General features: G+C 37.4%; 12 protein-coding genes. 7 read left to right on the forward strand and 5 right to left on the reverse strand.

Going from position 1 to position 19369, the window contains the following annotated elements; translation table 11 throughout:
- Window positions 1-169 precede the first annotated feature (169 nt).
- Entirely contained in the window at window positions 170-2419 is a 2250-nt protein-coding gene (locus ACUN8G_RS01855) for a TonB-dependent receptor (RefSeq protein ID WP_437347098.1), read from the reverse strand.
- 471 nt (window positions 2420-2890) lie between these two features.
- Here ACUN8G_RS01855 and acs point away from each other — a divergent pair, with 471 nt between their 5' ends.
- From acs to ACUN8G_RS01890, 7 genes are all read left to right on the forward strand, one after another.
- On the forward strand, window positions 2891-4771 hold the full coding sequence (gene acs, locus ACUN8G_RS01860) for an acetate--CoA ligase (RefSeq protein WP_437347100.1): 1881 nt from the start codon (window positions 2891-2893) through the stop codon (window positions 4769-4771).
- 67 nt (window positions 4772-4838) lie between these two features.
- Window positions 4839-6023 carry a sensor histidine kinase gene (locus ACUN8G_RS01865; protein ID WP_437347101.1) on the forward strand — a complete coding sequence of 395 codons (1185 nt, stop codon included), beginning with the start codon at window positions 4839-4841 and terminating at the stop codon, window positions 6021-6023.
- 10 nt (window positions 6024-6033) lie between these two features.
- Window positions 6034-7443, forward strand: a complete 1410-nt coding sequence (locus ACUN8G_RS01870) for a sigma-54-dependent transcriptional regulator (protein ID WP_437347102.1) — start codon at window positions 6034-6036, stop codon at window positions 7441-7443.
- Between the two features lie 225 nt (window positions 7444-7668).
- A complete protein-coding gene (locus tag ACUN8G_RS01875) occupies window positions 7669-8085 on the forward strand; it encodes a hypothetical protein (protein ID WP_437347103.1) in 417 nt (138 codons plus the stop codon).
- Window positions 8086-8267: 182 nt separating this feature from the next.
- The gene (locus tag ACUN8G_RS01880) at window positions 8268-10493 is read left to right on the forward strand and encodes a TonB-dependent receptor (protein WP_437347104.1); all 2226 of its coding nucleotides are present in this window, start codon (window positions 8268-8270) and stop codon (window positions 10491-10493) included.
- Entirely contained in the window at window positions 10490-11461 is a 972-nt protein-coding gene (locus ACUN8G_RS01885) for a DUF4249 domain-containing protein (RefSeq protein ID WP_437347105.1), read from the forward strand. Before ACUN8G_RS01880 ends, ACUN8G_RS01885 begins: the two co-directional genes overlap by 4 nt.
- Complete coding sequence (locus ACUN8G_RS01890; RefSeq protein WP_437347106.1) at window positions 11458-12915, forward strand: two-component regulator propeller domain-containing protein; 1458 nt, start codon at window positions 11458-11460, stop codon at window positions 12913-12915. The genes ACUN8G_RS01885 and ACUN8G_RS01890 overlap by 4 nt, the downstream gene beginning before the upstream one ends.
- Window positions 12916-12917: 2 nt before the next feature.
- Here the strand turns inward: ACUN8G_RS01890 and citF are convergent, their stop codons facing one another.
- The 4 genes from citF to lysF all read right to left on the reverse strand — a co-directional run bounded on the left by citF (window position 12918) and on the right by lysF (window position 19319).
- Window positions 12918-14471 carry a citrate lyase subunit alpha gene (citF, locus tag ACUN8G_RS01895; protein WP_437347107.1) on the reverse strand — a complete coding sequence of 518 codons (1554 nt, stop codon included), beginning with the start codon at window positions 14469-14471 and terminating at the stop codon, window positions 12918-12920.
- Complete coding sequence (locus tag ACUN8G_RS01900) at window positions 14468-15679, reverse strand: aldolase/citrate lyase family protein (RefSeq protein WP_437347108.1); 1212 nt, start codon at window positions 15677-15679, stop codon at window positions 14468-14470. Before ACUN8G_RS01900 ends, citF begins: the two co-directional genes overlap by 4 nt.
- A gap of 4 nt (window positions 15680-15683) precedes the next feature.
- The gene (locus tag ACUN8G_RS01905; RefSeq protein ID WP_437347109.1) at window positions 15684-17117 is read right to left on the reverse strand and encodes an MmgE/PrpD family protein; all 1434 of its coding nucleotides are present in this window, start codon (window positions 17115-17117) and stop codon (window positions 15684-15686) included.
- Between the two features lie 219 nt (window positions 17118-17336).
- On the reverse strand, window positions 17337-19319 hold the full coding sequence (gene lysF / locus ACUN8G_RS01910; protein ID WP_437347110.1) for a homoaconitase: 1983 nt from the start codon (window positions 19317-19319) through the stop codon (window positions 17337-17339).
- Window positions 19320-19369 lie beyond the last annotated feature (50 nt).

Genomic DNA, 19369 nt, shown 5'->3' on the forward strand with positions numbered 1-19369 from the left:
ATAACTCGTTCAGATTATTTGTTAATTAATCTGCGAAATGCTTCGCCACTTTTATAACTCTTAATCTGGTTCTCTTGTTTAAAATCTCTCGATTCCGAGTTATAAATATTCTCATTATGAAAAGAACAAGTGAGTTCATATCAGCGCTGCCAATATAATAATCGTATAGTTAAAATAAAAATCTATAATTTAATTTTATCTCCCTGCCAGGCATAAGTATAAATTCTTTTACTGCAGATAAATGTTCCTTATAAGCTGTATCAAAAATATTATCAACTTTAAGTGTAAATATGAGTATATATTTGCCGATTATGAGTTTTGTGCCTGCATAAAAATTAATTAATCCGTATCCCGGCGTTCGCTCTTCAAAAGGACTAACTTTATTTTGATCAGCAGCTAAGTTGAATTGACAACCAAGCCAGTAACTATCTTTAGAATATCGCGGTTCAATTGCAAACCTTAGGGGAGGCATCAATGGTAGATACTCTTTTGTTACTGAGTTTTTTCCTACAGTATAATCATTCATTAAAGTCAACGAAAAATGGGGGGCAAATTCAAATTGTGCTTTGAACTCGTAGCCGTAAACGAAAGCTTTTGTTTGTGTATATGCATAGACAGGGATCCCTGTAGTATTTACAAATTCCATTTCTGAAGGATCATAGTATTGGCCTGTAGGCATTTTGAAAATGTAATCTTCGATTAAATTATAATATAAATTCAATTCTGAATTAACTTGTACTGATTGATATCTTAAACCGAAATCGATCCCCAGATTTTTTTCAGTATCGAGGTTTATATTACCGATATCGAATGTTCCTGTGGCTTCGTGGATAGCGTAAGAGGTTAATTCCTCAATTGTCGGCGAACGGAATGCAGTAGCAAAATTAGAGTAGAAAGATAAATAAGGAGATATTTTTAAAACTAAACCAGCTGACCCACTAAATGTATTAAATATTTTTTGCATGGCGGTAATCGATCTGCCGGATAATTCTGTCTGCGGTATGTCAATTGAATTATATTCATAGCGCAGACCGATTTGAAGAAGTGTTCTACGAATTCTAAATTGTTCAAGGACGAAAAATGCAAGGGACATATAATCGGCGTTGGGCGTAAATGCTTCCTCGCCTTCGACTGTGTATTTTTGATTCTGATACCATAGTCCTATAAGACCTTCTGAATTATTTAAAAGAGGAGTATGTTTAGCAGAAATATCTAGTACATATGATTTTAATCCGAATGCTGTCCCGATTTCATTTGTAACCCTGTTTATTTCCTTGTGATTATAATTTTGATAACCACCTTTTAAGGAAATTTTTTCGAGTACACCTTTCAGGTCACTTAACATATTAAATTTTACTTCTTCTTTATGCATTTCAATACCAATGCTTTCCGGTTCGTCTTCTTCGTTGTGGCTTTCATTGTCTTCTTCATGATGATGTTGATGCATCGGTATGCCGTAATTAAACTCGTAATTTTTATAACCGATGCCTGTCTGTCCAAATTCTGGAATATATGACAGTCCAAACTGGTAGCCGCTGAAATCGAGGTAAGTGTTGTTAACTTTTTTGCCGGTTCCGTCAGTATAATCGCCTGCTTTTCTTTTTGTTAAATTACCGTGAGCCGCAAAATTATTGGTACCGAAATGTAAGTCGAGGCTTGAATTGAATTCATTATTGTTGAAAGAATTTCCAGCTAAAAAATTGCCTTCAAATCCATCAGGTATATAGTCGGGTATCTCTTCTGTAATTATATTGATAACTCCACCAAGAGCATTGCTTCCGTAAATAAGACTTGATGGACCCCGTATAATTTCAATTTTCTCAGGTATAGCTCCATCGCTTGAAACAGCATGGTCGCTCGATGTATTGGACAGGTCGCCCATTCTCAAACCGTTTTCTAAAATCAATATTCTATTATTACTAAATCCTCTTACAACTGGACGAGCGGTAGCTTTGCCATTATAACGCATCGAAATTCCGGGAAGAAAATTCAAGGTTTCACCGATGTTTGTATTTCGTTTAATTTGTAGTTCTAAATTAGCAACGCTCAATGAACTCTGTAACAACTCCTTTGGATCGCTATTAAATGGATTGCCGGTGACTACTACCTCGTTAAGATCAATTGTGACGTCTTCAAGGTATATCATTAATGTTTTCGAGGGGACATAAACTTTTTCTGTTAATGATTTATGCCCTATATAACTGAACCGCAAAGTGTAATTACCTTCTTTTAAATTTCCTAATTCAAAATAACCTTTTTCATCTGTGGATGTACCAGTTTTCAATTCCTGCAAATAGATATTAACGCCTACTAACGGCTCGTTGTTTTTTTTGTCGTAAACATATCCTTTAATTGAGTAGGACTGCGCCTGTATTGCAATAGTGAATAAAAGCATAAAAGAAATGATTAACTCTTTCATTTCAGAGCTCCTTTTTAATTAATTAAGAAAAAAAATAGTGTTGAAATTCAGGAGTTAAACGGTGGAGCTCTCGAGTCGATGGATGAAAGAGATAAAATATGTGGGAACTCTAATACGAGCGTTAAATCAGTATCTAAAACATTATCAAAATTGGGTAAATTGAAATAAGCTATTGATTCGGAGTTAAAATTATAGAGAAGAAAAACTTCAATCGAACAAATGCCATTTTTATCGGCATAAGGATCTACATTTTCATAATGCTTGCCTATAGAAACTTGATTGCTATGTATATTTCTGATATGAGAATGAAAAAAAATTGTCCCTAATATTGAAACATAAAGCGTCAGGCTAAATAATGAGAATATTTTTATAATTTTTTTACCTGGCATAAAGATGTTGCATTTATAGACGTTATATCTTATTTTCTTGCCCTAAAATAAATTATTGGCTGAAAAAAAACAAGGAGGGTTTATGCTATCCGGTGAAGTTTATTATCCATCCAAAGAAGTCATTAAAAATGCCAATATTAAGAACTGGGATGAATTGAACGAGAGGGCAACAAAAGATTACGCAGGTTTCTGGGAAGAAATGGCTAATGAACTTGATTGGTTTGAAAAATGGCAAAAGGTTCTTGATGATTCCAATAAACCATTTTATAAATGGTTTACCGGAGCAAAAACAAATATTGTTTACAATTGTTTGGACCGACATATTAAAACATACAGGCGAAATAAACTTGCGCTTATCTGGGAGGGAGAAGACGGACAATTAAGAACTATGTCGTATTTCGCGCTTCATCGCGAAGTTTGCAAATTTGCCAATGTATTAAAAAGCATGGGTGTGAATAAAGGCGACAGGGTTACAATTTATATGGGACGAATACCGGAAATAATTATTGCCATGTTAGCATCGGCGCGTATTGGGGCAATTCATTCAGTAGTTTATGGAGGTTTTTCCGTTGAATCTCTGGCGGAAAGAATTGAAGACAGTAACTCGAAAGTATTAATCACGGCTGACGGGGCGTTCCAGAGAGGAAAAATTGTTCCTTTAAAACAAATTGCTGACGAAGCACTTCAACGCTGCGGCACGGTTGAACATGTGCTCGTTGTCAAAAGGACTGGACAGGAAATTAACATGGAAGCGGGCAGAGACTTATGGTATCACGACTTAATGAATCTCCCAATTGCCACACAAAATTGTGCTCTCGAAATTATGGATGCTGAAGATCCATTGTTTATTCTCTATACTTCTGGCACAACAGGAAAGCCAAAAGCAATCCTGCATACTCATGGCGGCTATATGGTTGGAGTTTATACCACACTTAAATTTGTATTCGATATTAAAGAAGAAGATAGGTACTGGTGTGCAGCTGATCCTGGCTGGATTACCGGTCATAGTTATATTGTCTATGGCCCGCTTTTGAACGGTACAACTTCATTTGTCTATGAAGGAGCACCAAATTTTCCATATCCAAATCGCTGGTGGCAAATGATAGAAAAATATGGCATTAACATTCTTTATACTGCTCCTACCGCAATCAGAGGTTTAATGAGGTTTGGCGAATCGTGGGTTAAAAGACACAACTTATCTTCGTTGCGATTGTTAGGTACTGTTGGCGAACCAATAAATCCTGAAGCGTGGAAATGGTACTTTAAAGTTGTGGGTAACGAAAAATGCCCCATAATGGATACCTGGTGGCAAACTGAAACAGGGATGTTTATGATAACGCCCATGCCGTCTGTGCCGCTTAAACCTGGATCTGGAACAAGACCATTTCCTGGAATCGAAATGGACATCCTCGATGAAAATGGTAATTCTGTCAAACCGAACGAAGAAGGATATCTTGTTATTAAAACTCCATGGCCGGCTATGTTGCGCACCGTCCATAAGGACCCAGAAAGATATGTCAGTCAATACTGGAGTAAATATCCGGGGTATTATATGACCGGCGACAGCGCGCGTCGGGATGAGGATGGATATTACTGGATTATCGGAAGAGTTGATGACGTTATTAAAGTATCGGGCTATCGACTCGGTACAGCTGAAATCGAAAGTGCTCTTGTTAGTCATCCAGCGGTTGCCGAAGCCGCAGCAATTGGTTTGCCACATGATGTAAAAGGAAACGCAATTTATACTTATGTTATTCTGAAAAACGGATATGAAAAATCGACTGCATTGATCGAAGAATTGAGAAAACATGTTGCCCACGAAGTAGGACCAATAGCTAAACCAGAAAGTATTGAATTTGTCGATTCATTACCCAAAACTCGGAGCGGTAAAATAATGCGCCGTGTATTGAAAGCACGAGCACTGGGTCTTGACCCCGGCAATATTTCGACAATGGAAGAATAATTAGTGTAATATCGTACACAAATTAGTTCGGGATTGTTTAAATTTGCGCTGTAAATTTGAAGGCGCTATGGAAGAAGAGCTTAAATTAGACCCGATTGAAATACGGTATTACAGACTAATAAGATATCTTACCGACTATATCTATTCTGTAAAAGTCGAAAACGGCAAAGCAGTTAAAACCTATCATGGACCTGGTTGTGCAGCTGTTACAGGATACACTTCGGAAGATTATCAAAACGACCCTGAACTCTGGTATAGAATGGTACACCCCGACGACCGACCTGCTGTGTTGAAACAAGCTGAAGACGCTCTCGCAGGAATTGAAGTGAAACCACTCGAGCATCGGATCATCCATCGAGATGGTTCTATTCGATGGGTAAAAAACAGCATCGTTTTGTCGAAAGACGAATTCGGAAACGTAATTTATTACGATGGACTTATTAACGATATAACTGAATTAAAAAAAGCGCAGGAGCTGGCAGAATTGAAACAAAAGCAATTGATCCAGGCAGATAAAATGGTAGCGCTCGGAACAATGGTTAGCGGAATTACTCACGAAATAAATAATCCCAACAATTTCATCCTGTTAAATGCACAGTTCCTTAAAAAAGCTTTCGACGATATCATGCCAGTCCTGAAAGAATATGCAACAATCAACAACGACTATTATGTTGCTGGTATTCCATCGGAAAAGGCTTTTGTAAAAATTACTCAAGCCCTGGATGGAATTATCGAGGGTTCTACGAGAATTGAAAAAATTACAAACAGTTTAAAAGAATTTGCAAAAAAAGATTCCGGACGATTAGATCAACCGGTTGACCTGAATAAGGTGATTGAAAAAGCTGTTATGATTACATCAAATCTCATAAAAAAATCGACAAATAATTTAAAAGTGAATTACAATTATGAAATAGCGAATATAAAAGGCAATTCACAGCAAATTGAACAGGTGATGATCAATCTAATTGCAAACGCATGTCAGGCGTTGCCGGATAAAAATCGCGGTATTGAAATTTCGATCTATCAAAAAGAAAACTTTGTGGCAATTGAAGTTAGAGACGAAGGCACTGGAATTGAACCCGAAAATATTAAGTTCATTTTCGATCCTTTTTTCACGACCAAAAGAAATTCTGGCGGCACAGGTCTGGGCCTCTATGTTTCGTATAATATTATCAAAAATCACGGCGGAGATATTCTTGTGGAAAGCAACGTTGACGGAACCAAATTTACTATTCTTTTGCCGATAAATTAAAAGAGGAAAGATGGGAATAGCAGATTATCCTGAATTACCGATTTTACTGGTCGACGACGAAGAACAGTTCCTCTACAGCGTCGAGACTTCATTAAACTCCGATGGCATTAATAATATTAGACTGCAGCACGACAGTACAAAAGTACTGGATATGCTCGAAAAAGATAAATTCTCGTTGATTGTTCTCGATGTAAATATGCCTGGAATTTCTGGGCTTGAGCTTTTGCCTAAGATCAAAGATCAATTCCCGGAGATACCTGTAATAATTTTAACTGCTCTGAACGATGTTGAGAGTGCTGTCGAAAGTATAAAGTTAGGGGCTTATAATTATATCTTAAAACCTGTAGACAATACCCGTCTGGTTACAACCATCAGAGGAGCGCTTGAATACAGGGAAGTGCTTTCAGAAAATCGACGTTTGAAAGATTATTTACTCAAAGACAAAATCGAAAATCCCGATGCCTTTGAAGAAATTATCACAAAAAGCAAATCGATGCGTTCAATCTTCAAATATATCGAAGCAATTTCAAATTCCCCTTTGCCAGTTTTAATTACCGGCGAAACCGGCGTCGGAAAAGAATTAATTGCCAGGGCAATTCATAAAGTGAGTTCAAGAACCGGCAATTTGATAGCTGTCAATGTTGCAGGTCTCGACGATACATTGTTTTCCGATACCCTCTTCGGTCATAAAAAAGGCGCGTTTACAGGTGCCGAACAGGACCGCAAAGGATTGATCGAACAGGCAGAAAAAGGGACACTCTTTCTTGATGAAATTGGAGATTTAAGTATCGAATCACAGGTTAAATTATTACGGCTCATACAGGATAACAAGTATTATCCGCTCGGTTCAGATCTTCCAAAACAGGCAGATGTTAGAATAATTTGTGCTACTAATCTACAAATCGAAGATTTGAAAGGAAGTAACAAATTCAGAAAAGATCTTTATTACAGACTTCAAACTCATCATATTCACATTCCTCCATTGAGAGAAAGGAAGGAGGACATACCTTTACTTATCGATCATTTTCTTGAAAGAGCAGCAGAAAAACTTAATAAGAAAAAACCAACTCCACCTAAGGAACTCTATACGCTCCTTTCAAATTATCATTTCCCTGGCAATATTAGAGAACTCGAAGGTTTGATATACGATGCCGTTAGTAGACATCGGTTTGGAGTGCTTTCGCTCGACTCGATACGCGATAAAATTTTTTCCAGTATGAAAAAAGATACCCCTCCCGAACAGACAGAAGAAGTTCTCGACAAAATTGTATTCCCCGAAAATTTACCGACGCTCAAAGAAATTGAAGAAGCACTTATTAAAGAAGCACTTAAACGAGCTGACAATAATCAGTCGATAGCTGCACGACTGCTGGGTTTAAGTAGAAGAGCCCTCAATAATAGACTCAGTAGAAAAAAATAATCCGTAATTCTCTCTAAAGGGGTGCCACAAAACTGCAGGTGCCACATTAGTGCAATTCCGTAAGTTATTATTTTTCTATTAGTTACGTCGAAACCTACAAAAATTAGGAAAAAATGTGGCAATACCTAAATACCTAATCTTTTGTTATTTGTGCAGGTTAATAAATTATATACTCTGGCACGGGCTTTGAATTGTTATAAACGAACTATTAACAAGGAGGAAAAAATGAAGCAACTTAATAAAATAGCAGCTGTGCTTTTAGTTACATTTTTGGCAACTAATATCTTTGCGCAGCAGCCGGAATACAAAAAGTTGATTGAAAAAGTCAACGAGCGTTTTCTTTACAATCTGAATGTCGAACATTCGGGAATAGTTGAATCTTCCATCTTCAATATAATGGAGGTCAAAAGCAAATTTCCGAATGAAGATTATAGTAGATTGGTTAGAAAATTATACGAACTGGCTTTAGAAGGAAATACTCCTTCTATCAGATACAAAGCTCAACTGGCAAGTCTCTACTTTAATTTTTATGATATGTTTGCAGATATTAAAATAACAGAAGTAGAAAAGGAAAATCCAGATCTGTTCTTTCATGAAATTTCGAATAAATTGATGAAAATACCAGTAGCAGTAAACAATTAACACCCCCGCCTTATAAAGGCTGTTCCGAACCGACCGGGGAAGTTTTTTAACACAACTTCATAGCCTCCTAGATACATTACCCGGGATTGCTTGGAACAGCCTTTTTTATTTTACTATCCAATTCAATAATGTTATGTAATGAAATTATCATATATTGCATATGCAATATTTATCTGCTTTTAATGAAGAATATAATTTATCACTTTACACTGTTAGCAATAATTTATTCGAACATCGCGGCTCAAAACACAGGTACATTGAGAGGGCTGGTTACCGATTCGACAACTTCTGAGGCGCTGGCTTACTGTAATGTATTTTTGAAAGAATTGGGAATAGGTACGGCAAGCGATTCCAGAGGATATTTCCTGATTCCGTCTATACCAGCAAATCAAAATTTTACTTTGATAATTTCTTATATCGGCTATCATACCAAAAAGATAAATATTAAAATTTCTCCGAATAAAATAACACATTACGACGTTCAACTTTTACCTTCCGAAATTGAACTGCAAGCAATTGAGAAAGTAGAAAAGCTCGTTGAAGAAAGCAGAACGGATATAAGTATACGCAGAATCTTAAGTCGGGATTTAGAATATCTTCCCAAAGGAGTCGAATCCGATTTATTCCGTTCTCTAAAATATCTTTCGGGTGTTCAATCGACCGGCGATGTTTCGGCACGGTTTTATGTAAGAGGCGGGGCAAGCAATCAGAATCTCATTTTAGTCGACGGAATTACACTCTACAATCCATTTCATGCACTCGGGCTTTTCAGTGTAATTGACCCGGATGTTATAAATAATATCGAATTTTATAAAGGTGGATTTGCTGCAAATTACGGAGGACGTATTTCGTCCGTCGTCGATATCAAAACAAACGACGGTAATAAAAATCGATTTGGTGCAAAGGCAAGTGCAAGTTATTTGTCCACCAAATTATTCCTTGAAGGTCCATTGCCTCACGGCTCGTTTTTTTTGAGTGGTAGAAAAAGTTATTCAACCGAAATTCTTAAGAAATTCCTGGATAATCAAAATGTACCGGCGGACTTCTACGATCTATCCTTTAAAATGAATTACTCGAATCAGGATTTTATACCGGGCAGTAAGTTTATTGTGAACGGATTTTTTAGCAGCGATAAAATTGATAATCCGGATCCTACAATAGAAGATTTCGGATGGAAAAATAATTTGTTCGGTTTCAGATGGTTCTTTGTGGGCGATATTCCTCTTTTTCTTGAACTCGGTTTATCTTTAAGCAATTTCCAGGGCGAAGTTTTACCGCAGTTGAGCTCACTCAGTAAATCGAGAAATGAAATTAACGATATTTCGATGAAAATGGATCTGACTTATATTTTCAATTCAAAGGACGAGTTGGGTGTAGGATTTCATATTAATCAAATAAATACAAATTTGTTTATTGAAAACAGGATTGACGAGGATACAGATATTAATAACAAAGGCACAGATATTTCACTTTACACCAAATATAAAATCTTGAGATTCGATAACTTCGCAATTGATGCGGGGCTCCGATTTAATCTTGCATCGGTTTCACCAAACAAAGAGAAAATCTTTATTGAACCAAGATTAAATGCATTTTATACATTCTGGAATTTTCTGACGGTTAAAGGCGCGTGGGGCATTTATCAACAAACATTGACAACGGTCTCAGATGAAGACGAAATTATAAATATATTCGAACCATGGATTATTACTCCAGCGTATCTTCCGCCGGCAAAAGCTATGCATGCAATATTTGGTGTTGAGTTTGATAACGGAAATTTCTGGAAATTCGGCGTTGAATCGTACTATAAAACTGTGAATAACTTGCCAGTATTAAACAAAGATAAAATTTATGCGACGGACAACGATTTTAAAGCAGGTGAGGGTGAATCGTATGGTCTGGAAGTTAACGCATCGATCACAACATCGAGTGTCAAACTAACCACTTCTTACACACACGCTTATGCCTACAAAGTAATCGACGGGAAAAGATATTATCCGCGTTACGATACACGACATAATTTTAATGTTATGCTGGACATCGATTTTGGTAATAGCTGGCATACAAGTATTATATGGGTTTACTCATCAGGTCTTCCTTTTACTGAAATTCTCGGTTATTACGACAAACTTTATCTCGATAATTTCTTCGATTCGTGGAATTACAATGATCCCCGAAAACCTTATACATTAATTGGCATTCAAAATCTTGGAAGATTACCAGACTATCACAGACTCGATTTAAATATTTCTAAAAAGTTCATTTTTCCTTTTATGAATTTATACCTCGATTTCAATATTGTTAATCTTTACGACAGAGCTAATATTTTTTATTTCAAAAAGGATACCGGGGAAAGAGTCAATATGCTGCCGTTTCTTCCCACTTTCTCACTTAAGGTGGAATTATGAAAATGAAATTTTTTTATTTGATGTTGATTTTATTCATGCTAACTATTCTATCTTGCAACGATGCCTTCAACCCATACGGAGATTTAAAAGAAAAATATGTTCTGAATTGCATTGTTAGAGCCGATACAAATTATCAGGTGGCGTTATTATCGAAAAGTTACATCTCAGAAAATTTTGATCCATACTCTAATACGGAGGATAAATCGATACAAAATGCACTGGTCAGGTTATGGAGTGGAAATGACAATGTCGTAATTCTGAAAGATACGATTGTTGAGCGCGCGCCTGATGACAAATACAAATCTCCTTACAGAATTTATTATGCTGAGAATTTTAAACCAGTAGCCGGTCAGCCGCTTGAAATCGAAGCAATACTTCCTGACGGAAGGGTTTTATCTTCGTCCACAACAGTTCCTCAACAAATAACATTCAGCGGAGCTTTGTCGGATACTCTTATTCCTCCCAAAAAAGGTGATTACATTCAGGTCGTCTGGAACAGCAATCAAACCAAACCGGTCTTTGTGGTAAGATTGGGTATTTACTATTTTAAGCACGAAGGCGGTACGAAAAAAAGATATATTTATGTGGTGCCGCACAGTTATGTCGAATACGAGGGCAAATTTGTACCTGACTATCCGGAGCCAATAACTCAAAGTCGTTTCAGTTATGATATGACAACAATTGATAAAGCGATGAAACTTCTTTCGGAAGGAGAATCTGACAAGAGCAAATTTGAAATACTGAGTTGCATTCTGGAGGTAATTGCACTCGACGAAAATTTGAGCATTTACTACAACACCACCGCAAATGCCGACAATGCTTTTTCCGTAAAACTCGACGAAAAAGATTATTCAAATATTAAAGGTGGATATGGCGTTTTTGGTGCTTATAATCGGAATTACTATGTACTCCGATTTACACACGATTATATCAGGTCATTTGGTTACATACCAGGATTGAAAGAATGAAAAGTTTCATCAAATTATTGTCAGCTTTACTGCTGCTCAACATTTTTATTTCATGCAATAGGGAAGTTTACACAGGTTCAACAGAACCACTAATTTTATCTAAAAGCAAGGTAATTCTGGATAGTAAACCGGATTCAGCTCTTATTTATATCGACGGCAAAAATTCGGGATTTGTAACTCCCGACACTATTAAAGGATTGTCAGAAGGTTTGCACTATGTTACTTTGAAAAAAGACTTGTTCAAAGATACAACTTTTGCAGTCCAACTTGGTTATGCTGAAAGTAAGTCTATTTATATTGACTTTTATCAGAATCCAATAAATTTCGGAACTATTTATGTTAATAGTAATCCGGCTGGAGCTTTAATTTATCTGAATAACAAAAATACCGGATTCGTAACACCAAAATATATAACTGATTTATTAGTAGGTGAATATAAATTGAGGTGCGATTTGCCACTGCATCGTTCAGATAGTACAATTGTAAAGGTAACTTATAATAAAATACAATACGTTAATTTCAAGCTGGACGATACAAGTAAATGGGTTAATTATAATCTCAGTAATTCAGATTTGACAAGCAACCACCTTTCTTGCCTGGCTGTAGATGCTAATAATGTTTGGGTCGGAACAAGAGACAAAGGAATTGTAAGGATTCACGGTAATAAATTTGACATTTTTCAGACATCAAATTCTCAGCTCAAATATAACTTTATCAATCATCTTTACATACACAACAATGAATTGTACGTGGCGACAAGTGGCAGCCTTCAAAAATACGACGGTGTATCGTGGGTCGACCTTACTTCAAAATTACCCGATTCATACGTTACCAGCATTATTTTCGATAAGAATGATGTAATGTGGATCGGTACTCAAAAAGGTTTGGTAAGATACGATGGAACGGTCTGGAAAATTTTTGATAGAAGCTCCGGAATGTCGAGCGATTTTGTAACTGGAATTGCAGTTGACAATTTTAATAACATCTGGGTGGCAACAAACAGCGCTGGAGTAAATATGTATGACGGCAACAAATGGAAAGTTTATGATATGTCGAATATGAATCTAAGTGAAAATCTTGGAAATTCAATAAAAGATATTGCGTGTGATAAAGAAGGTTATGTTTATGTGGCTCATGTCTGTAGCCCCGAAAAAGGCGAATTAGGGGGATTGACAAGATTCAAAAACGGCACCTGGGAACAGGTGGAGCTTGTCGGCGTGCCCTCGAATTTTGTTGAGTCAATTTATATAGACGAGGAAGGGAATAAATGGATCGGTACTAAAAACGGATTGACTAAATTCAGAACCAATCCTTTAGACGGATATTTCTTTAATACCTCGAATTCAAAATTGCTTGCAAGCCAGGTCGTCGATATCAAAATTGCTGCCGACGGTAATTTGTGGATAGCTACTTTTGGAGGAGGACTGGCAAAAGTAAAAAAGGGTAACTTTTAAATTTATTCGGTTACCCTATAAACTGAATCCAGTAAAGTCCCATCTACCCACTTAACGACGGCAACTACTTTTCGTCTGTCGATTCTGGGCTTTTCAGGTTTACCGCATATTTCATATACTTCTTTTTGAATTTCGGCAATTGAACGTATTGGCAGAGAACTATTCTTTACTTTTTTTATTAAATCAGTTCTCTTTGGATTAATAGCAATACCACGTTCTGTAATTACGACATCGATTAAATCTCCTGGACCGCACAATGTTGTTACATTGTCGACAATTATAGGAATCCTGTCTCTGAAAGATGGCACTGCCAAAATCGTGCAACCCGCATAAAGACAATTCTGCCATCCACCTATTCCATGCAATAATAATCCATCTGAATGCGTGACTACATTGGCATTGAAATTTATATCTACCTCTGTTGCTCCTAAAACAACGGCGTCTACCATCGATGCAAAATTCCCTTTGCCATGAAAATTATAACTCGTAAATGGAGAGGTCATAATGTGCCTGGGATTTTCTCTCATAGAACGTACGCCTTCCAGATCAAATGTTTGACCATCGAGGATGTAATCAGTCAAACCTTCTTCGAGTAATTCTACTAAATATTTAGTTGAACCACCTCTAACAAATCGTGCTTTAATATTTTTTTGTTTCATTTTTTCTTTTAGAAATGGTATAAATGCCAGACTTGTACCGCCAGCGCCGGCCTGGAACGAAAATCCGTCTCTTAAAATTCCTGCTACGTCCATAAATTCTGCCACATATTCGGCTATTAGAAGTCGATCTGGACTTTTAGTTATTTCAGTCGTACCGCTTACTATTTTAGAAGGATCGCCTATTGTATCAACGACCACGACATAATCGACATTGTTGCCAGAAATTTGCCATGGTGTACAGGGGAAATCAACAAGATTATCGGTGACAATTATTACTTTATCTGCATAGATCGAGTCTGCCAGCGCAAATCCCAAACCGCCGCAAGCAGATTTTCCGTATAATCCGTTAGCATTTCCAAACATATCCGCTGCAGGAGCGGCAATTACCGCAATATCAATATGTACTTCGCCATCCTGGATTGCCTGATACCTTCCGCCGTGAGAACGTAAGACACCGGTTCCTTTCATCTTTCCCATACTGGCGTATTTCCCCAGCGGTCCGTTTAATGAACCTTCAATATGGTGAATTGTTCCGTCCTCAAGATACTTGATTAAATATTCATGGCAGGGGAAAGATGCGCTCGGAAACCATGTAATATTTTTGATGCCCATTGAATGGACAACATCGAATAAGTAATTTGTAACCATATCGCCGTTTCGAAGGTGATGATGGGTTGAAATTGTCATGCCGTCTTTTAATCCCGACAATTCGAGAGCTTTCTTCAAGTTTCGTACAACTTTATTGCCGTCTTTAGGATAATCCGCACAGGAGGGAATGGGTGGAGCGGCTTTTCTGCCTTTTGGTTCGTATTTATCGATGCCTTTAAATGGTACCTGCTTTATTCCGTTTACATACAACGGTACATATCTACCAACTTTGTTTTTTATCATTTTCATAGCTCTTCTAAATTTAGTTTTGCTGATTCTAATATTTTTAATGCCCGCTTGACTACAGGGGGATCAATCATTTTACTTCCTATTGAAATAACACTAAGATTTTTTCTTTTAGCTTCGTTGTATGCCTCTACTATTATTCTTGCCTTTTCAATTTCAGAAGGAGTTGGTGCAAAAGCTTGATGAACGATTTTTATCTGTCTTGGATGTATACATCCTTTGCCTTCGAATCCGAGAGCTTTCGATTCCAGGCAACTCTTTAGAAGACCCTCTGTATTCCCAACGTCTGAATAAACAGAATCGATGGCTTGAATACCAGCAGCTCTGGCAGCATTTACTATTGTAGAGCGTGCATAAAAACTTTCTAAACCCGCTTCTGTTCTTTGAACGCCAATGTCCGCTGTATAATCTTCGAGACCAATAGTTAAGGCACATATACTTGTAGATGCCGAAGCAATTTCGTATGCATTGATAACGCCCATTGCGCTTTCTATAATCGGCATTAGAAAAATATCATTATGAATATTTTTTTCTTTCTTAATGGACGTGATTTCTTCTTCAATTTTTAAGACAGTCTCTTTAGATTCACATTTGGGAATAAGAATTACATGAACGTTATGTGGAACAATCGATTTTAAATCTTCGATACCAAGTGGAAGTTGATTTATCCTGACCATCTTTTCGGCGCCGTAAAAATTGAGAGCACGCAATGCATTTCTTACCAAAATTCGAGCTGCATCTTTTTCGGAAGGATGTACGCTGTCTTCGAGATCGAGAATAATTCCATCAGGTTTATGAAGTCCCGCATTGATATGAAACTTCGGTTCGTTGCCGGGTAAATAAAGTCGGCTTCTTCTTATTCTGTCTTTTGAAGTCGGTGTAATTAATTCTTTTTTAAGAGGGAAGAGAAATTCTCTCGTTTCATTTTTGAAAATTCTTTTATATGCGGTTTCGAATCGTGCAGCTATTGTATAAGGAAGAGCTCCGAAATCTTCAATCTCAATTTCAGCGCCGTTTAAATCGTAAAACGCTGAAATTTTGCGAAGCAATTTTTCGATGTCAACGCTGTAGAGTTTTTCAACTTTGCTTTTCAATTTAATGGTTAATTTTCTACTTCGATGTAATTTTTTTATTGTTATATGACAGTCCGAACGTGTTTTATCGGACCTGTTACCAGCCGAAGCTATATCGGATACAATTTGTGTTTTCATAGAACTACACAATTAAGTTATTCATGAATTTAGTTGCTTCCATCTTTTCACAATTATAAACAAGCTCTTTTATTTCTTTTTGTTTTTGAGTGCTCAATACTTTTGAAGAAAGACTATTGAATTTTGTCTCCAGTTCATCGTCGGTCATCGGATTTTGGGGATGTCCTTTGGGATATTCGAGATATTCTGAATATTCTTTCCCGTCTTTAGTAACAATACTAACTTTTGATGGTTGTTTTTCGGGAAACAATTTTTCAAATTCATGCGATGCTACTCCCTCAATTTTATCAATAATCGACCATATACGCGGGTCTTTGATTTTTTCTTCCGAAAATGAATCGGTTGTAATTTTCCTGTCGACTATTGCCACGGCAATACAGTAAGGCAATGAATGGTCGGCTGTTTCTCTCGATTTCGGTTTGTATTTCTGCGGATCGAACAGGATATCGCAAACGCGCGCAATTGTTGTAACAGTTATCTTTTCAATTTCTTCGGGTTGAATGTCATATTTGTTTACAATCGATAGAACAGCGGAAATGTGGGTGTGAGTTAATGCTTCGGTAGGAAAAGCTTTCATGCTGCATTCGAGGATTTTATATCTTGTCCCTAAGTCGTTAAAAAGATTTTCAATCTTCCATTGCCATTCGCCGTAACTTTCCAAACCAGGTATAGAGACTGGTTTACTTTTTCTCGATTTATAATCCCAGCCGAGCATGCAATCGAATAGACCTTCCTTACCTTCGAAAATAAATTCAGGTCCGCTGAAGCCCTCTTTGGCAAGGAAACTGGAGATTACTCCGTTAAAAACAGCCATTGGATCCACTGTATTTTTCATCATCGATAGTTGTCCCGAAGCCGGCGCACCAGAAGTAAAATTATGAGAACCGTTAATGCCGATAGCATTTACCATCTGATCGACGTCCAGATTGAGCAACTTACCTGCGACTATAGGTGAAACAAACTGAGTTAAAGTGGCATGGTGCCATTTGCGTTCTCTAATACCTGGGAAAGCAATTTCGCAAAGACGTTGTTCGAATTCGTATCCCAGTACTATTGCAGTCAAAACAGATTTCATGCTAGCGTTCGAAAATTCCCCGACAGCCAGCGCTGCGGGAATCAAATCCGACGGATGCGACGGATCTTGTTTCCAGTAAATGTCGTTAAAGTCGAGTGACCGAATCATTTGAGAATTTACAAAAGCAGCATGAGCCGATGGAAGTTTGTCACCGAAAGCTATAACCGTTGATTCCTGCCTTCCGCCGATATTTCGAAAATAATTCCTTATGATATTAACGTCTTTAGTTTCGTAAGCACCGTATGCGCATCCGATTGAATCGTACAAATAACGCTTGGCTTCGTAAATAACCTCTGCCGGTATGTCTTCGTATTTTAAATCAATGGCAAATTCGGAAATAATTCGTGAAACGGATTTTTCCATAATATATTCCTTATGTAATTAATAATTGAAGATATAGCGAAAGCGAAGGATTATTTATTTTGCCAGTTGGTTTCGTATAGCTTGGGGAGGTTTAGGTAAGGATAATAATTTTTTGAAGTTATTTTTCTTAGTTTATGCATAATTACTTATGCTTTTCTTTTGCATTAAATTATCACTTTTATTTCTAAAAGAAAAGCGATAAAGAATAATTCGATATACTTAACTCTCCAGATTTTTCTTAATCCAATTTTCAAGACCTCCTGAAACAATTAATTCTTGAGCTGCAATACCGACTGGAGAAATATTATAAATTTTATCTCCCGCAATTAATCTCGAATTGACAAAATCAACCTTGGCAATAATATTGGTTCTAATTGTATTTTTCTTATTGCCTTCGAACATCTTTTTTAAGTCATTTACAAGTTGAGGGCAATCGATGGCAAGAAAGCCATTGTTGATTGCATTGCGTTTGTAAGTATCGCTGAAAGAACCTGCAATAACCAGACGAATTCCTTTGTATTTAAGAGCTGTGGCAGCCTGTTCGCGTGAGCTTCCTGTTCCGAAGTTGAAGCCTCCGACGAGAAGATCGCCTTCCTTTACAATATTTCTGAAATCGGGGTCATAATTTTCCATCACAACATTTGCTTGATCCTGAGGCGTCATATCGTCGTTGTAAGTATATTTGCCAGGATAAATACCATCCGTGTTTAAATTATCTTGAGGACAAAAGATCAGTTTGCCTTTTATTTCTGCTGGAAAACCTTCAATAATATCAATCTGTTGAGATTGAATTTCCGGGCGTGAGTTTATTTTAATTGATCCGACAATAGAATTCTTTGTTTCGGCAATATCATAACTGATAAAACCGTTGATAGCAGAATGCGCCACGACAGCAGGCGAGGCCAGATATGCAAATGCATTTGGCGAACCCATTCGTCCTTTGAAGTTTCTATTTGTTGCAGAAATGCCCACTTCGCCGTCTTCGAGCAATCCGGTACCCAAGCCAATACAGGGGCCGCAACCTGGTGGAAGGGGAATAGCACCGGCATCTAATAAATTTTGCCAGTATCCTCTTTGTTCGCTTTCTTTTTGAATTTCGCTTGATGCCGCCGCAATATAAAACTTCACATGAGGAGCAATCTTTTTCCCCTTTACAATTTTTGCCGCTTCTTCAATGTCTTCCAGTCTTGAGTTTACGCACGATACAAGATAAGCTTTATCAATTTTTACTTTCTTTTTCATTAGTTCGGAAACGGAAGAATATTTCTTTACGCTGTTGGGACCTGAGACGACAGGCTCAATCGACGAGAGGTCAATCGTTAGTTCTTTAGAATAAAAGGCATCGTTGTCTGGTGTGAGTTCGGAAAGGTTTTTCTCGAGTTCTTTGAGCCTTTCTTTGTTTAATCTCGGATTCCTCCCGTTGCCGTCGGCATCGGAAGGTACCCCTTCTGGGCCTCTCTTTTCAATATAATCGATTCTTTTATTCAACCAATTCAGAGTTATCTCGTCAATGGGAAAAAGACCTACAACTGCTCCCCATTCGGTGGTCATATTTGCAATTGAGAGTCTCTGGTCAATCGACAATTCGCTTATCCCGTCGCCTGTAAATTCTACTGCGCAATTCAATACTTCGTCGTTATTAAAATAGCCGCAAAGAGCGATAATTACGTCCTTGCCCGTAACACCTTTTGAAAGTTTACCTTTTAATACAACTTTAACGGTTTGTGGAACCTGCCACCAGGTTTTCCCGGTTGCCCAAATTGAAGCGGCGTCTGTTCTGACAATTGGAGTGCCAAGGCACCCGATTCCACCGTACATATTTGAATGACTATCGGATGCAACGACCATTGTACCTGGAAATGCATAACCTTCTTCGATCATGATCTGGTGTCCTATGCCTCTTCCAGCTGGATAAAAATCGGCCCCCATTTCTTTTGCAAATGATTCGATGCGTCTGTATTTATTTAGATTCTTTTCGTCTTTGTTTTGGATATCATGGTCGAGTGTGATAACAACCTGCCGCGGATTGGCAAGTTTTGTTGCCCCGATAGATCTAAATTTGGGTATTACTGCTCCAGTATTATCGTGCGTCATTACGTATGCCGGTTGTATTGTAATATAATCTCCTGCACGTATTTTCTGCGCCTGTTTTAAACCAATTGCATGCTTCTGTGCAATTTTTTCAACTAATGTTTGGGGCATTTTTACTCCACTACAATTTTACTAAGCAAATATATCTTAATCTGCATAAA

Source organism: Melioribacter sulfuriphilus (assembly GCF_052656625.1).